Annotated in this window: 15 protein-coding genes; 9 read left to right on the top strand and 6 right to left on the bottom strand. The window is 67.0% G+C overall.

Going from position 1 to position 14,628, the window contains the following annotated elements:
* Positions 1-88: 88 nt before the first annotated feature.
* The 8 genes from FHS82_RS16680 to FHS82_RS16715 all read left to right on the top strand — a co-directional run bounded on the left by FHS82_RS16680 (position 89) and on the right by FHS82_RS16715 (position 7,686).
* Positions 89-790 (top strand): YggS family pyridoxal phosphate-dependent enzyme, encoded by a 702-nt coding sequence (locus tag FHS82_RS16680; protein ID WP_166954912.1) that lies wholly within the window; start codon positions 89-91, stop codon positions 788-790.
* Between the two features lie 209 nt (positions 791-999).
* Positions 1,000-1,611 carry a F0F1 ATP synthase subunit delta gene (locus tag FHS82_RS16685; protein ID WP_166954914.1) on the top strand — a complete coding sequence of 204 codons (612 nt, stop codon included), beginning with the start codon at positions 1,000-1,002 and terminating at the stop codon, positions 1,609-1,611.
* Positions 1,611-3,140, top strand: a complete 1,530-nt coding sequence (gene atpA / locus FHS82_RS16690) for a F0F1 ATP synthase subunit alpha (RefSeq protein ID WP_166954916.1) — start codon at positions 1,611-1,613, stop codon at positions 3,138-3,140. The genes FHS82_RS16685 and atpA overlap by 1 nt, the downstream gene beginning before the upstream one ends.
* A 69-nt stretch (positions 3,141-3,209) precedes the next feature.
* A complete protein-coding gene (locus FHS82_RS16695; RefSeq protein ID WP_166954918.1) occupies positions 3,210-4,088 on the top strand; it encodes a F0F1 ATP synthase subunit gamma in 879 nt (292 codons plus the stop codon).
* 120 nt (positions 4,089-4,208) lie between these two features.
* On the top strand, positions 4,209-5,660 hold the full coding sequence (gene atpD, locus FHS82_RS16700) for a F0F1 ATP synthase subunit beta (protein ID WP_166954920.1): 1,452 nt from the start codon (positions 4,209-4,211) through the stop codon (positions 5,658-5,660).
* A gap of 63 nt (positions 5,661-5,723) precedes the next feature.
* Positions 5,724-6,125: a F0F1 ATP synthase subunit epsilon gene (locus FHS82_RS16705; protein WP_166954922.1), complete on the top strand. Its 402-nt coding sequence runs from the start codon at positions 5,724-5,726 to the stop codon at positions 6,123-6,125.
* Positions 6,126-6,277: 152 nt separating this feature from the next.
* Positions 6,278-6,880 (top strand): nitroreductase family protein, encoded by a 603-nt coding sequence (locus FHS82_RS16710; protein WP_166954924.1) that lies wholly within the window; start codon positions 6,278-6,280, stop codon positions 6,878-6,880.
* Positions 6,881-6,987: 107 nt separating this feature from the next.
* Positions 6,988-7,686 carry an orotate phosphoribosyltransferase gene (locus tag FHS82_RS16715; protein WP_166954926.1) on the top strand — a complete coding sequence of 233 codons (699 nt, stop codon included), beginning with the start codon at positions 6,988-6,990 and terminating at the stop codon, positions 7,684-7,686.
* A gap of 126 nt (positions 7,687-7,812) precedes the next feature.
* On the opposite strand, the gene FHS82_RS16720 is transcribed toward FHS82_RS16715, so the two are convergent.
* The gene (locus FHS82_RS16720; protein ID WP_166954928.1) at positions 7,813-8,775 is read right to left on the bottom strand and encodes a tyrosine recombinase XerC; all 963 of its coding nucleotides are present in this window, start codon (positions 8,773-8,775) and stop codon (positions 7,813-7,815) included.
* Between the two features lie 91 nt (positions 8,776-8,866).
* On the opposite strand from FHS82_RS16720, the gene FHS82_RS16725 reads away from it, so the two are divergent.
* Complete coding sequence (locus tag FHS82_RS16725; protein WP_166954930.1) at positions 8,867-11,089, top strand: primosomal protein N'; 2,223 nt, start codon at positions 8,867-8,869, stop codon at positions 11,087-11,089.
* A gap of 24 nt (positions 11,090-11,113) precedes the next feature.
* Here FHS82_RS16725 and olsA read toward each other — a convergent pair whose 3' ends face one another.
* The 5 genes from olsA to FHS82_RS16750 all read right to left on the bottom strand — a co-directional run bounded on the left by olsA (position 11,114) and on the right by FHS82_RS16750 (position 14,549).
* Positions 11,114-11,920 carry a lyso-ornithine lipid O-acyltransferase gene (gene olsA / locus FHS82_RS16730; RefSeq protein WP_166954932.1) on the bottom strand — a complete coding sequence of 269 codons (807 nt, stop codon included), beginning with the start codon at positions 11,918-11,920 and terminating at the stop codon, positions 11,114-11,116.
* 13 nt (positions 11,921-11,933) lie between these two features.
* A complete protein-coding gene (locus FHS82_RS16735; protein ID WP_246225410.1) occupies positions 11,934-12,308 on the bottom strand; it encodes a Fur family transcriptional regulator in 375 nt (124 codons plus the stop codon).
* A gap of 219 nt (positions 12,309-12,527) precedes the next feature.
* Positions 12,528-13,031, bottom strand: a complete 504-nt coding sequence (locus FHS82_RS16740) for a GNAT family N-acetyltransferase (protein WP_166955235.1) — start codon at positions 13,029-13,031, stop codon at positions 12,528-12,530.
* Between the two features lie 36 nt (positions 13,032-13,067).
* Positions 13,068-13,820 carry a tRNA (adenosine(37)-N6)-threonylcarbamoyltransferase complex dimerization subunit type 1 TsaB gene (gene tsaB / locus FHS82_RS16745; protein WP_166954936.1) on the bottom strand — a complete coding sequence of 251 codons (753 nt, stop codon included), beginning with the start codon at positions 13,818-13,820 and terminating at the stop codon, positions 13,068-13,070.
* A 120-nt stretch (positions 13,821-13,940) separates the two neighbouring features.
* Positions 13,941-14,549 (bottom strand): malonic semialdehyde reductase, encoded by a 609-nt coding sequence (locus tag FHS82_RS16750; protein WP_166954938.1) that lies wholly within the window; start codon positions 14,547-14,549, stop codon positions 13,941-13,943.
* Between the last annotated feature and the right edge of the window lie 79 nt (positions 14,550-14,628).

Consider the following 14,628-nt stretch of genomic DNA (forward strand, 5'->3'; position numbering starts at 1 on the left):
TTAGGGCACGAATGGGACTGGCCGTCAACGTGCTCTCCGGCGCGGTGGGTGCGAAACGGCTGCCGGAATGGGGAAAGGCGGGAAGGTTATGGGGCCGACATCCGAAAACGGGGACAATGCCGCCGCGCGCCTCGCGGCCGTGCGCGCCGCCGTCGCGCGCACGGCGCGCGAGGAAGGGCGAGAGCCCGGCGAGGTCACGCTGATCGCGGTCTCGAAGACCTTCGACGTAGAGGCGATTCGGCCTGTGCTGGAGGCCGGACAGCGGGATTTCGGCGAGAACAGGGTGCAGGAGGCGAAGGCCAAGTGGCCGGCGCTGAAAGAGGAATTTCCGGCGGTGCGGCTGCACCTGATCGGGCCGCTGCAGACCAACAAGGCGCGCGAGGCCGTCGCCCTGTTCGACGCCATCCACTCGCTCGACCGTCCCTCGCTGGCGCGGGAACTCGCCCGCGAGCAGGCGCGCGTCGGCGCCGCGCAAATGCCGCTGTTGTTCATCCAGGTGAACACCGGCGAGGAGCCGCAGAAGGCCGGCGTGGCGCCGCAGATCGCCGATGCATTCATCCGCGAATGCCGCGAGGAGCACGGGCTGGCGATCGAAGGGCTCATGTGCATTCCACCCGCCGGCGAACCGCCGTCTCCCCACTTCGCGCTGCTGCGCAAGATCGCGAAGCGGAACGATATCAGGGGGTTGTCGATGGGCATGAGCGGGGACTTCGAACAGGCCGTCATGCTGGGCGCCACCCATGTCCGCGTGGGCAGCGCCATCTTCGGCGAACGCAGTTATCCTGCATGACTCCGGGCGTCGACCGGCCCCTCCATGCAGCCCGCGCAGGGCTCGCTCCTGGCCGGGCGTGGCGCCCGTGCAACGTGACGGCGGGATTGTGACATGCCGGGTTGCGCGGCGCTCAAGCCTATGTTAGGGCACCCGAACCGATGGGAATGCGGACCGCGTTCCCGTTCTCATCACAGAGTTATGCAATCGGGTTGGTATGATACGGCCGAATGTGGCCACTGGCGTCATACCTGCTCAATAACCCCGGAGAGAGGCCCGTGTCACAAGGCGGATCGATCGTTTCCGGCGTCGCGGGACGCTATGCCACCGCGCTTTTCGAACTGGCGGTTGAAGCCAATAGCGTCGATTCCATCAGCGCGGATCTCGATCGGTTCGAGGCGCTCATCGCCGAGAGCGCCGATCTTGCGCGCCTCGTGCGGGTGCCGGTGTTCACGGCCGAGCAGCAGCTCAACGCCATCACCGCCGTGCTGGAAAAGGCGGGCATCGGCGGCTGGGCCGGCAAGTTCATCCGGCTGGTGGCCTCGAAGCGCCGCCTGTTCCTGATCCACGAGATCATCAAGGCCTACAAGGCGCTGGTCGCTGAAAGCCGCGGTATCGTCCGCGCCGAGGTGACGGTGGCCGAGGAACCTTCCGCCAAGGTGCTTGAAGACATAAAGACGGCGCTCAAGAGTGCCGCGAACGGCGGCGAGATCGTTCTCGACGTCCGGGTCGACCCCGCCATCCTCGGCGGTCTCGTTGTCAAGCTCGGCAGTCGCATGGTCGACGCGAGCCTGCGCTACAAACTTAATTCTATCCGTCTCGCGTTGAAAGAGGTCGGCTGATGAGCATCCGCGCCGCGGAAATTTCCGCAATTCTCAAGGAGCAGATCAAGAACTTCGGTCAAGAGGCCGAAGTAACCGAGGTCGGCCAGGTTCTCTCGGTGGGCGACGGTATCGCCCGCGTTTATGGTCTGGATCAGGTCCAGGCCGGCGAGATGGTGGAGTTCGAATCGGGTGTGCGCGGCATGGCGCTCAACCTCGAGAGCGACAACGTCGGCATCGTGGTGTTCGGTAGCGACCGCGACATCACCGAGGGCGAGACGGTCAAGCGCACCAAGTCCATCGTGGACGTGCCGGTGGGCCCCGGCCTGCTCGGCCGCGTCGTGGACGCACTCGGCAATCCCATCGACGGCAAGGGGCCGATCCAGGCGACGGAGCGTCGCCAGGTGGACGTCAAGGCTCCGGGCATCATTCCGCGCAAGTCCGTGCACGAGCCCATGGCGACGGGCCTCAAGGCCATCGACGCGCTGATCCCGATCGGCCGCGGCCAGCGTGAGCTGATCATCGGCGACCGCCAGACGGGCAAGACCGCGATCGCGCTCGACACCATCCTCAACCAGAAGCCGCTCAACCAGGGCGACGACGAGAAGGCGAAGCTTTACTGCGTCTACGTCGCCGTGGGCCAGAAGCGCTCCACCGTCGCGCAGTTCGTGAAGGTGCTGGAAGAGCAGGGCGCGCTCGAATATTCGATCATCGTCGCCGCCACGGCGTCGGATCCCGCGCCGATGCAGTACATCGCGCCGTTCGCTGGCTGCGCCATCGGCGAGTACTTCCGCGACAACGGCTTGCACGCGGTGATCGTGTATGACGATCTGTCGAAGCAGGCCGTGGCCTACCGCCAGATGTCGCTGCTGCTGCGCCGCCCGCCGGGCCGCGAAGCCTATCCGGGCGATGTGTTCTACCTGCACTCCCGCCTGCTGGAGCGCGCCGCGAAGCTGAACGAGGACAACGGCCTCGGCTCGCTGACCGCGCTGCCCATCATCGAGACGCAGGCCAACGACGTCTCGGCCTATATCCCCACCAACGTGATCTCGATCACGGACGGCCAGATCTTCCTTGAGACGGACCTGTTCTACCAGGGCGTGCGCCCGGCGGTGAACGTCGGCCTCTCGGTGTCGCGCGTGGGCTCCTCCGCCCAGACGAAGGCGATGAAGAAGGTTGCCGGCAAGATCAAGGGCGAGCTTGCCCAGTATCGCGAAATGGCTGCGTTCGCGCAGTTCGGCTCGGACCTCGACGCCGCCACCCAGCGTCTGCTGAACCGCGGTGCGCGCCTGACGGAACTGCTGAAGCAGTCGCAGTTCTCGCCGCTGAAGAACGAAGAGCAGGTGGTCGTGATCTACGCCGGCGTCAACGGCTATCTCGACGTCATCCCGGTCGCGAAGGTCCGTGAGTTCGAGAACGGCCTGCTCGCGTTCGTCCGTTCCAGCCACGCCGACATCCTTGAGGATATCCGCGTGACCAAGGACCTGTCGAACGAGACGGCCGCCAAGCTCAAGGCTGCGATCGAGGAGTTCGTCCGGTCGTTCAGCTGACCGGATCGGGTATGGATCGGGAAGGAGCGTGACAGGGTCACGCTCCCCGCGAGGAGATAGGCGTCAACCATGCCGAGCTTGAAGGACCTGCGCAACCGCATCGCCTCCGTGAAGGCGACGCAGAAGATCACCAAGGCCATGCAGATGGTGGCCGCGGCGAAGCTTCGCCGCGCCCAGCTTGCGGCCGAGGCCGCGCGTCCCTTCGCCCAGCGCATCGACCGCGTTCTGGCCAATCTGGCTCAGAGCATCGGGCCGGGCGATGGCGCGCCGCCGCTGATCGCCGGCACGGGCAAGGACGACACGCACCTGCTGATCATTGCCACCGCCGAGCGCGGTCTTTGCGGCGGTTTCAACTCGTCGATCGTTCGTCTGGCGCGCGAGCACATCCAGTCCCTGCTCTCGCAGGGTAAGACGGTGAAGATCATCACCATCGGCAAGAAGGGCTACGAGGCCCTGCGCCGCCAGTACGCGGACTACATCATCGAAACCGTGGATCTGCGCGACGTCAAGACTTTGACATTCGATGTCGCTGACCGGCTCGGCAAGAAGATCATCGCGGCTTTCGAGGCGGGCGAGTTCGATGTCGCCACGTTGTTCTACTCGGAGTTCCGCTCGGTGATCTCGCAGATTCCGACGGCGCAGCAGCTTATTCCGGCCGTGCTGCCGGAGCGTCCGGACGATGCGGTGGCGGATGCGGTCTACTCCTATGAGCCGAACGAGGAGGAAATCCTCGAGACGCTTTTGCCGCGCAACGTGTCGGTACAGGTTTTCCGGGCGCTGCTGGAGAACGCCGCTTCCGAGCAGGGCGCGCGCATGTCGGCGATGGACAACGCGACGCGCAACGCCGGCGAAATGATCAAGAAGCAGACGCTGATTTACAACCGGTCACGTCAGGCGATGATCACCAAGGAACTGATCGAGATTATCTCGGGCGCAGAGGCGATCTGACGCGGCGCACGGGAGGGCGCCTTGCGGCGCCGACGATATCGGGAAGGGTGCGGCCAGCAGTGGCCGGCGCCAGGTGTAGGATGAATGAGAGGCTCGGACGGCCTCGGACGGAGCAGCACCATGACTAATGTTTCCCCGGCTAAGAGTACTGGCCGCATCACGCAGGTGATCGGTGCTGTTGTCGACGTGCAGTTCGACGGGCAGCTGCCCGAGATCCTGAACGCGCTGGAGACCACGAACCGCGGCCACAGGCTCGTGCTCGAAGTGGCGCAGCAGCTCGGCGAGAACACCGTGCGCACCATCGCCATGGACACGACCGAGGGGCTGGTGCGCGGACAGGACGTCACCGACACGGGCGCGCCGATCAAGGTGCCCGTCGGCAACGCGACGCTCGGACGCATCCTCAACGTCATCGGTGAGCCGGTGGACGAAGCCGGCCCGGTCGAGGCCGAGGACATCCGCGCCATCCACCAGCCGGCGCCGAGCTATGCTGAGCAGTCCACGGAATCTCAGATCCTTGTTACCGGCATCAAGGTCATCGACCTGCTCGCCCCCTATGCGCGCGGCGGCAAGGTCGGCCTGTTCGGCGGCGCGGGCGTCGGCAAGACGGTGCTCATCCAGGAACTGATCAACAACATCGCGAAGGCGCACGGCGGCTTCTCGGTCTTCGCCGGTGTCGGCGAGCGCACCCGCGAGGGCAACGACCTTTACCACGAGATGATCGAATCGAAGGTGAATGTCGATCCCAAGGAGAACAACGGCTCGGCCGCCGGCTCCAAGTGCGCGCTGGTTTACGGCCAGATGAACGAACCGCCGGGTGCGCGTGCCCGCGTGGCGCTGACCGGCCTTACCGTCGCCGAGCATTTCCGCGACCAGGGCCAGGACGTGCTCTTCTTCGTCGACAACATCTTCCGCTTCACGCAGGCGGGTTCGGAAGTGTCGGCGCTTCTCGGCCGTATCCCCTCCGCAGTGGGTTACCAGCCGACGCTCGCCACCGACATGGGCGCGCTGCAGGAACGCATCACCACGACCACAAAGGGCTCGATCACCTCGGTGCAGGCCATCTACGTGCCCGCCGACGACCTGACCGACCCGGCACCGGCCACGTCCTTCGCGCACCTTGACGCCACCACCGTGCTCTCGCGCGCCATCGCGGAAAAGGGCATCTACCCGGCCGTCGACCCGCTCGACTCCACGTCGCGCATCCTGTCGCCGCTCGTCGTCGGCGACGAGCACTACGGCGTTGCCCGCTCGGTGCAGCAGGTGCTGCAGCGCTACAAGGCCCTGCAGGACATCATCGCCATCCTCGGTATGGACGAGCTGTCGGAAGACGACAAGCTGACGGTGTCCCGCGCCCGCAAGATCGAGCGCTTCCTTTCGCAGCCGTTCCACGTTGCCGAAGTGTTTACCGGTTCGCCCGGCACGCTGGTCGGTCTTGAAGACACCATCAAGGGCTTCAAGGGGCTGGTGGAAGGCAAGTACGACCACCTGCCGGAAGCGGCGTTCTACATGGTGGGTACCATTGAGCAGGCTGTCGAGAAGGCGCAGAAGCTCTCCGCCGAAGCCGCGTGACGCGATGAAAAGGGCGGGGCGGTGAAGCGCCCCGCAGGCTGAAGAGAGGTCGGGAGTACCGTCATGGCTACCTTTCATGTCGAGCTGGTCTCGCCTGAGAAATTGTTGTTCGCGGGCCAGGCCGAAAGCGCCACGGTTCCGTCCGTCGATGGCGAGATGACGGTGCTGGCTGCGCATGCACCCCTGATGGCGGTGCTGAAGCCCGGCGTCGTCCAGATTCGGGACGCGAACCAGAACATCCGGCGTCTGTTCGTGCGCGGCGGCTTCGCCGACGTGAACCCTGCTGGCCTCACCGTGCTTGCGGAATACGCCATTCCGGTCGAGGAGATCGATACGGCCTTCGTCGACAGCCAAATCCGGGACGCGGAAGAGGACGTGCGCGACGCCAAGACTTTCGAGGACAAGCAGGCTGCGTCCGAGAAAGTGGTGCAGCTTCGCGACCTGCGGGCTGCCGCCAGCCGTTGAAGCCGGAGCGGTTCCGGGTGCTGAAAGGCGGCGCAAGCCGCCTTTTTTATTGGCCGGACTGCCCTTGTTTCGTGCGAATATAAAGAGATATCAGCTATTTACTCTCTTCCGCCGTCGGCTATGGTTGATGCGGACGAATGAGGGAGGCGGCGATGGTGGATGAGGCACAGGTCGACAAGCGGTTGAAGAGGCTGGAGCGCCGCCGCTCGGCGGCGCCGCTCGAACTCGGCGCGCCGGGGCCGGATGCCGCGCTGCTGCGGCGTCTGCTGGCGATTGCGCTGCGCGTTCCCGATCACGGCAAGCTGGAACCGTGGCGGCTCATCGTCCTGGAGGGCGCGGCCAAGCGCGAGGCGAGCGAGCGGCTGGCGCGGCTCTACGTGTCGGAAAATCCTGAGGAGGACGATGACAGGCGGGACAAGCAGGCTGAGAAGATTGCCGGCACCTTTGCTGCGGCGCCGGTGACGATCGTCGTTGTGAGCCGGGCGGACCCGCAGGCGCGCAAACCCGAATGGGAACAGATTCTTTCGGCCGGCGCGGTCTGCATGAATTTGCTGACGGCGGCGACGCTCGCCGGATTCGACGGCGTGTGGCTGACGGGATGGCCTGCCTACAACGAGGCGGCCAAGGGCGTCCTCGGCATCGCGACTGACGAGCGCGTTGCCGGCTTTATCCACATCGGCACCGGGAGCGAAAAGCAGAAGGACCGTCCCCGTCCCGACCTCGACGAGGCGGTGACCTGGTGGCAGGCATCCTGACACGCTCCGTCCCGCCATAAAACATTCTTGCCGAACGGGCCGGGTCGTGATTGAAGGCTCTTGACCGATTCAGCCGCGCCAGCGGGCGACGCCTTCAGGAGACCCCCATGACCACCTTGCCGCCTCCCATCGATCGCGAACTCATCGCGCGCCAGGCCGCGCGGATGCTGCTTGAAATCAAGGCGGTGCATTTCAACGCCGAGACGCCCTACATCTTCACCTCCGGCTGGGCCAGCCCGGTCTACATCGACTGCCGCAAGATCATCTCCTATCCGCGCCTGCGCTCGTCGCTGATTGATTTCGCCGCCTCCACCATCGTGAGGGAGATCGGTTACGAATCGATCGACATCGTCGCCGGCGGCGAGACAGCGGGCATTCCCTTCGCGGCGTGGATCGCCGACCGGCTCGAACTGCCGATGCAGTATATCCGCAAGAAGCCCAAGGGCTTCGGCCGCAACGCCCAGATCGAGGGCGAGGTACATGTCGGTGCGCGCACGCTCCTCGTTGAAGATTTGGCGACGGACGGGCGCAGCAAGGTGAACTTCGCCGAGGCGCTGCGCACGGCGGGCGCCCAGGTCGACCATTGCTTCGTGCTGTTCTTCTACGACATCTTCCCGCACAGCCGCGAGGTGATGGAGAAGCTCAACGTCAAGCTGCATTACCTGACCACGTGGTGGGATGTGCTGGCGGCGGCGAAGGAGAGCGGTCATTTCGATCCGGGCGTGCTGGCGGCGGTCGAGGCCTTCCTCAACAAGCCGGCCGAGTGGTCCGCCGCGCACGGCGGCATTTCCTCGTTCGCGAGCTGATCGGATCGGCGTCGGCCTAAACATCTGGATCGTTACGTCGTTTCATAGAGACGATGTAATGATCTAACTTTTTGATATTGAACAAATTTTCATCGCTAAAATCAGTCCGTTGGATTGGAGCGTGCTTTACCGCGCCCGTGCGCGGGGATGGGCCGCGTCGAACGCTGCCATCAGCCGGGCGGCGTCGACTTTCGTGTAGCCCTGTGTCGTGGACAACGAGGCGTGGCCGAGCAGTTCCTGAATGGCGCGCAGGTCGCCGCCGCGGCCCAGCAGATGCGTGGCGAAGGAATGGCGCAAAGCGTGCGGTGTGGCGCTGGCAGGCAGGCCGAGCGCGCCCCGCAGCGTCTGCATGGCGAGTTGCACGATTCGCGGCGACAGGGGGCCGCCCTTCGCGCCCCTGAACATCGGCTCGTCCGGCGGGAGCGGATAGGGGCAGAGCGCGAGATAGTCGGCGATCGCGCGGCTCACTTGCGGCAGTACGGGGACGGAACGCATCTTGTTGCCCTTGCCGACGACGGTGACGCTGTCGCGGCCATCGATGGGCGCGTCCTTGCGGGGGATCGACAGCGCCTCGCCGATGCGTAGCCCGCAGCCGTAGAGCAGGGACAGCACGGCGGCGTCGCGCATCAACACCCATTGAGGCTTGTCTTCGCCGGCGCGCAGGTCCGCGTCGGTCACGGCGCGCGCGGCGTTTACGGGCAGCGGTTTCGGCAGCGTGCGGGTGATGCGCGGGCCGCGCACGGTGGTGAAGGCGGCCGCCTCGCCGCGCTCGGTGCGCTCCAGAAACCGGGCGAAGGAGCGCAGCCCGGCGAGCTGGCGCATGAGCGTGCGGTTGCCGATCTCATGCTGGCGGCGCTCCGAGAGAAAGGCGCGCAGGTCCGCGGGCGTGAGGTCGGCGAGGCCGGCAAGCGCGGGCGGTTCGCCGCGATGGGTGGCAAGGAAAGCGAGAAACTGGCGTGTATCGCGCTCGTAGGCCACCAGCGTTCTCGGCGAGAGGCGGCGCTCCGATCCGAGGTGCCGCAGCCATTCGGCCAGGGCCGCCTGCACGTCGGGAGACAGGGGGAAGGAGAGGGCGGCGACGTTGCTCATGCGGAAATGATACGGGCGCGGCGCTAATCGCGGGTAAATGGCGCGCCGCGTGCCTGTTCCGCGACAGCGCGGAATCGCGTATCCCGTTACCATGATTCATTCTGCCCCGCCCGATCCGGTTTCCAACTGCCCGCGGACCGTCGACGTCCTGCTGCCGGTGGCGCTCGACAAGGCCTATTCCTATGCGGTGCCGGAAGGCATGGCGCTGGACGCCGGGGACGTGGTGCGCGTGCCGCTCGGCAAGCGCGAGACGGTTGGCGTCGTCTGGACTGCGCATGCGGAAGCGGGCGAGGGCGCGGGAGGCCTCAAGCGGGTGATCGGGCGCATCGACGTGCCGCCCTATAGCGAGCGGATGCGCGCATTCATCGACTGGATTGCCTGGTATACGCTCGCCCCGCGCGGCCTTGCGATGCGGCTCGCGCTGCGCGTGCCGGAGGGGGGTGGCGAGGATAACGCCCGCCTGCTGGAGCCACCGCGCATCGGCGTGCGGCGTGCAGGCGATTCGCCCGCACGTATGACACCGGCGCGCGCGCGGGTGCTGGCGGCGGCGATGAACGGACACGTCTTCCTGAAGCGCGACCTCGCCCGCGAGGCTGGCGTGTCGACGACCGTCATCGATGGGCTCATCGACGAGGGCACGCTGGAGACTGTGCCACTGCCGCCAATGCCGGTGGTGCTGCCGCCCGATCCCGATTTCGCGCGGGCGAAGTTGTCCGATGTCCAGCGTGCGGCGGCGGAGGCGCTGCGCGCCGCCGTGCGGGAGGCGGCATTTTCGGTGACGCTCGTCGAGGGCGTCACAGGCTCGGGCAAGACGGAAGTGTACTTCGAAGCGGTGGCCGAAGCGCTGCGGGCGGGGCGGCAGGCACTGATCCTGATGCCGGAAATCGCGCTCACCTCACAGTTTCTGGCGCGGTTCGAGGCGCGCTTCGGCGCCAAACCCGCCGAATGGCATTCCGGCGTGACGGGCCGCAAGCGCGCGCGCATCCACGCCGGCACGGCGGATGGCACGGTGCGCGTCGTGGCGGGGGCGCGGTCGGCGCTGTTCATGCCGTTTCGCGATCTGGCGCTGATCGTGGTCGACGAGGAGCACGAGGGCGCCTACAAGCAGGACGATGGCGTCATCTATCACGCCCGCGACATGGCGGTGGTGCGCGGGCGCTTCGAGCAGGCGTCCGTGGTGCTCGCCTCCGCGACGCCGTCCATCGAAAGCAAGGTCAATGCCGACCGGGGACGTTACAGGCATCTGCTGCTGCCTGAGCGCTTCGGCGGGCGGACGCTGCCGGAAATCCGAGCCGTCGACCTGCGCCGCCATCCGGCGGAGCGGGGGCGCTGGATATCGCCGCCGCTCGTCGCCGCCGTCAACGAGACGCTTGAGGCGGGCGAGCAGGCGCTGCTGTTCCTCAACCGGCGGGGCTATGCGCCGCTCACGTTGTGCCGCCACTGCGGCCACCGCTTCCAGTGCCCCAATTGCTCGGCATGGCTGGTGGACCACCGTTTCCGCCGCGCGCTCGTCTGCCACCACTGCGGGCATGTCGAGCGTCGGCCCGATGTCTGCCCCGCCTGCGGCGAGGCGGATACGCTCGCCGCCTGCGGCCCCGGTGTCGAACGCCTCGCGGAGGAGGTGGCGGAGGTGTTTCCGGACAGGCGCGCCATCGTGCTCTCCAGCGATTCGCCCGGCGGTGCCGAGCGCATTCGCGCGGAGCTGCAGGCGGTTGCCGACGGCGAGGTCGACATCGTCATCGGCACGCAGCTCGTCGCCAAGGGCCATAACTTTCCCGGCCTGACGCTGGTGGGCGTCATCGATGCGGATGTCGGCCTGGCGAACGGCGATCCGCGCGCGTCCGAGCGTACGTTCCAGCTCATGCAGCAGGTGACGGGCCGCGCCGGGCGCGGCGACAGGCCCGGCCGGGCGCTGATCCAGACGATGCAGCCCGACCATCCCGTGCTGCGCGCCATCCTCTCCGGCGACGTGGCGCGCTTTTATGCCGAGGAAATCGCCGTGCGGGAGGAAGCGGGCCTGCCGCCATTCGGGCGGCTCGCGGGCATCATCGTCTCCGGCCCTGACCGGGCGGAGGCGGAAAACTACGCCCGGGCGCTGGCGCGCATGGCCCAGGCGCCAGCCCATGTCGTCGTGCTCGGTCCTGCAGAAGCGCCGCTTGCCATGATACGCGGCCGCTATCGCTTCCGGCTTCTGGTGCGGACGGCGCGGACGGTCGATCTGCAGGCGTACCTGCGCGACTGGCTGGAGCGCGCGCCCAGGCACCCGGCGAAGCTCAGGGTGGCAGTGGACGTCGACCCATACAGTTTCATGTAGCCGTCTACCTTTTTATGTAGCCGACTATTTCGGTCCGATCTTGCCGCCGATGGCGAGCGCCTCGCGCACCTTCTCGCGCACCTCCTCTTCGGCGGCGCGCGTTGCCTGCTTGCGGTCGGTGCCGGCGGCGAAGGGAATGGGCGTGCCCCATGTCAGTTGCACATCGATGGGACCGCCGGAGAGGATGCCCTTGAGGTGGGGCGCGAGTTCCATGTCGCCGTGCCAGGCGATGGCGGGCTTGTCGGCCCGTTGCAGCGGCAGACCGTCGCGCCTGACATAAGTGATGGCGAGCGGTTGCAGTACGACGTCGAGCCCGCTGTCCGCGCCGGCCAGCGCCTCCCGCGCCGCGCCCACCAGCGCGGAACGGAAGGGCAGCACGCGCGTGCCGTCGCCGGTGGTGCCCTCCGCGAATAGCACGATGCGATCGCCGGCGCGCAGGCGCTGCGCCACGGCGTCGTTGGTGCGCGCCGTATCCGTGCGGCGTGCGCGATCGATGAAGACGGTGCGCTGCAGCCGCGCCAGCAGGCCCACCATCGGCCAGGTGCCCACTTCCGCCTTGGCGATGAACGACAGCGGCGTGAGCGCCGACAGCACGCAGATGTCGAGCCATGAGACGTGATTAGAGAGAATCAGTGCCGCCTTGCCGCGCGGCGGCTCGCCGTGGACGATGCGCCGGATGCCGAGCGTGGCGCAGACGATGCGGTGGTAAAGTAGCGGAATGGCGCGCCGTCCCGGCCCGTCGAGGCGCACCGCCAGCCACTGCAGCGGGATGCCGACGAGCGTCACGGGAACCAGCACCGCAATGCGGCTGTAGAAACGCAGGCTGCTCAAGGCTGGATACCCGTTATTTAGACTTGTCGTCGATTGGAAGTGCGTAAAGCTCCAGCCGGTGATGCACCAGCCGGTAGCCGAGCTTGCGGGCGATCTCCGCCTGCAACGCCTCGATCTCGTCGGAGTGGAATTCGATCACCGCGCCGGTGTTCATGTCGATGAGGTGGTCGTGATGGACGGCTGGCGCGCTTTCGTAGCGGGCACGACCGTCGCCGAACTGGTGGCGCTCGATAATGCCCTGATCCTCGAACAGCTTGACAGTTCGGTAGACGGTCGACAGCGAGATGTTCTCGTCCACGACCGTGGCGCGGCGGTGCAACTCGACCACGTCGGGATGGTCGTCGGCTTCCGCGATGACCTTGGCGATGACGCGCCGCTGGCCCGTCATGCGCAGGCCGCTGGTGCTGCACAAGCGCTCGATGACGTTCTTCTCGTTGAGGCGCTTGTCCGTCCCGCCGGGGCCCGCCGCCTGCTTCTTCTCGTCGGCGACCGTTTTGGGGAGGGGGGACATCGCATTTCTCCGCAATATCGTTGTTGGGCGACAGCCGAACGCAAAACCATGCGGGAACAGGATTTCCCGCATGCAGAGTCTACAGGAAACGATACGTTAATCCAACTGGGCGCGCATGGTGATGGCCGTGGCGCGGCTGCCGTCCAGCCTTGGGTAATAGCCCGGGCGGCGGCCGATATCGACGAAGCCGGCGCGGCGGTAGAGCGCGCGTGCGGCAGCGTTGCCCTCGTCAACCTCCAGAAACACCGTGCGCGCGCCGAACTGTGCCAGCCTGTCGAGGTGATGCATCAGCAGCAGCCGGCCGGCGCCCTGGCCGCGCGCGTCGGGGGTCATGGCGACCGTCAGGATTTCAGCCTCGTCGACGACGATCCGGGACAGCGCGAAACCGAGCAGCGGCGCGCCGCCTTCCGGAAAGATGCCGCCCGCGAAAACGCCATCCGCGAAGTGGGCCGCGCTGGCGATCATGCGTTCCAGCTCCAGCGCATCCCACGCCCGCGCGAAGCACGCGGCGTGGATGGCGGATGCCGGAACGGCATGGCCGGTGGTCAACGTGGCGACATGCGGCGGGGCGCGGTGGAAGGTGAACAGGTCACGGAACATGGCACTCACGGTCGGATCGGGCATCGCCGGGAAGGGTCACTGGCGCGGGAGGCGCGCCTTGTCCTGGGGTTTTGCGTCCGCGCCGCGCAGATAGAGCGGCTGTGGCAGGGAGGTGCGCGCATCGGCGGCCATGCCCAGCCGCGCAACCCAGCGGATATCCGGCGCGGGCGCCGAATCGGCCACCCGCGTATCGAGGCCGACGGCCTTCGCCTCGGCGGCGAGCAGTTCGGCCGCCGGACCGGCGAGCGTTACCGCGCCCGTGCCGAGCAGGCGCGCGGCCTCCCTGATCGAGATATGGCGGGCCGGGACGATCACCCGCCCGCCGGGAACGCTTGCCTGAAAATAGATGGCGCCGTGGCGGGCATCGATGGCGGCGGCCAGCACCGGCTGGCGCGGATCGGCGGTCAGCACGAGTGGCGCGAGGCATGCGGCGAGGGTGGAAACGCCCACCGCCGGAATATTGGCGGCGAGGCCGATGGCGCGCGCTGCGGCGATGCCCACCCGGAGCCCCGTGAAACTGCCCGGACCGATGGTCACCGCGACGCGGTCGAGCGCGGCGAAACCTTCCTGTGCCGTGCCGCCTTGCGGCGCGACGGAGCGGGCAACCACCCGTTCGACGAGCGGCAGCAACGCTTCCGCGTGGCCACGGTCGATCAGCAGCGACTCGATCGCCAGAACGTCGCGGGAGAAGGGATCGGTGGTGCTGGCGTCATCTGCCGGCGGCGCCTGCGTATCGATCACGCAGGCGGCGCACGCGCCGAGCGCCGTATCGATGGCCAGTATCCGCAAACCCTTCCCCTGCCTGTCGTATCAATCGTTCTTCATCGTCATGTATGATACGAAGCGCAGGCCGTGTCACCCCCCGCAGCCGGCAGGACAGCCAATATGCGGGGGATGACGGAGGGCGGGTCAGTCGATCCGCGCGTACTCGTCGAAGTCGAGGCGCGGCAAGCGCTCGAACAGCCCTGCGGGATCGCCGTAGCCGATGTTGATGAGGAAGTTGGACTTGACCTTGCCTTCGGGGAAGAAGGCGGCGTCGACGCCCGCCTTGTCGAAGCCCGACATCGCGCCGGTGTCGAGGCCGAGCGCGCGCGCCGCGAGGATGAAGTAGGCGCCCTGCAGGGATGAGTTGCGCACCCCCGTTTCCTCGATGAGCGCCGGATTGCCGGCGAACCACGGGCGCGCGTCCACATGCGGGAAGAGCTTCGGCAGCTTGTCGGGGAACTCGGTGTCGTAGGCCACGATGACCGTGGCGGGCGCGGCCAGCGACTTGGCGCGGTTGCCCTCGCTCAGCAGCGGGCCGAGCTTCGCCTTGGCCTCTGGCGAGCGCACGAAGACGAAGCGCGCCGGCGAGGCGTTGGCGCTGGTCGGCCCCCACTTGGAGAGCTCGGCCACCTGGCGCAGCAGGTCGTCCGAAACCGGAATGTCCCGCCACTTGTTGTGCGTGCGCGCGGTCAGAAAGAGCTGGTCGAGGGCAGCGGCGTCGAGCGGCGCACCGGGGGCGTTGTCGATTGTCATATCCATCTCCAGTGATGCATGAGAGTGATGATCGCCGGGAACAATATGCCGCAACGCAACATCATGTCATGCCCCGGGG

Origin of the sequence: Pseudochelatococcus lubricantis, from assembly GCF_011762225.1 — a bacterium.
Lineage (GTDB): Bacteria > Pseudomonadota > Alphaproteobacteria > Rhizobiales > Beijerinckiaceae > Pseudochelatococcus > Pseudochelatococcus lubricantis.

Coding starts and splice junctions, on each gene's coding strand:
- FHS82_RS16735 (WP_246225410.1), bottom strand. CDS start 12,308: ATGACGGGCCAGCGGCGCGTCATCGCCAAGGTCATCGCGGAAGCCGAC.
- FHS82_RS16710 (WP_166954924.1), top strand. CDS start 6,278: ATGGTGGATGAGGCACAGGTCGACAAGCGGTTGAAGAGGCTGGAGCGC.
- FHS82_RS16715 (WP_166954926.1), top strand. CDS start 6,988: ATGACCACCTTGCCGCCTCCCATCGATCGCGAACTCATCGCGCGCCAG.
- FHS82_RS16725 (WP_166954930.1), top strand. CDS start 8,867: ATGATTCATTCTGCCCCGCCCGATCCGGTTTCCAACTGCCCGCGGACC.
- atpA (WP_166954916.1), top strand. CDS start 1,611: ATGAGCATCCGCGCCGCGGAAATTTCCGCAATTCTCAAGGAGCAGATC.
- FHS82_RS16750 (WP_166954938.1), bottom strand. CDS start 14,549: ATGACAATCGACAACGCCCCCGGTGCGCCGCTCGACGCCGCTGCCCTC.
- FHS82_RS16695 (WP_166954918.1), top strand. CDS start 3,210: ATGCCGAGCTTGAAGGACCTGCGCAACCGCATCGCCTCCGTGAAGGCG.
- FHS82_RS16705 (WP_166954922.1), top strand. CDS start 5,724: ATGGCTACCTTTCATGTCGAGCTGGTCTCGCCTGAGAAATTGTTGTTC.
- atpD (WP_166954920.1), top strand. CDS start 4,209: ATGACTAATGTTTCCCCGGCTAAGAGTACTGGCCGCATCACGCAGGTG.
- FHS82_RS16740 (WP_166955235.1), bottom strand. CDS start 13,031: ATGTTCCGTGACCTGTTCACCTTCCACCGCGCCCCGCCGCATGTCGCC.
- FHS82_RS16680 (WP_166954912.1), top strand. CDS start 89: ATGGGGCCGACATCCGAAAACGGGGACAATGCCGCCGCGCGCCTCGCG.
- FHS82_RS16720 (WP_166954928.1), bottom strand. CDS start 8,775: ATGAGCAACGTCGCCGCCCTCTCCTTCCCCCTGTCTCCCGACGTGCAG.
- FHS82_RS16685 (WP_166954914.1), top strand. CDS start 1,000: ATGTGGCCACTGGCGTCATACCTGCTCAATAACCCCGGAGAGAGGCCC.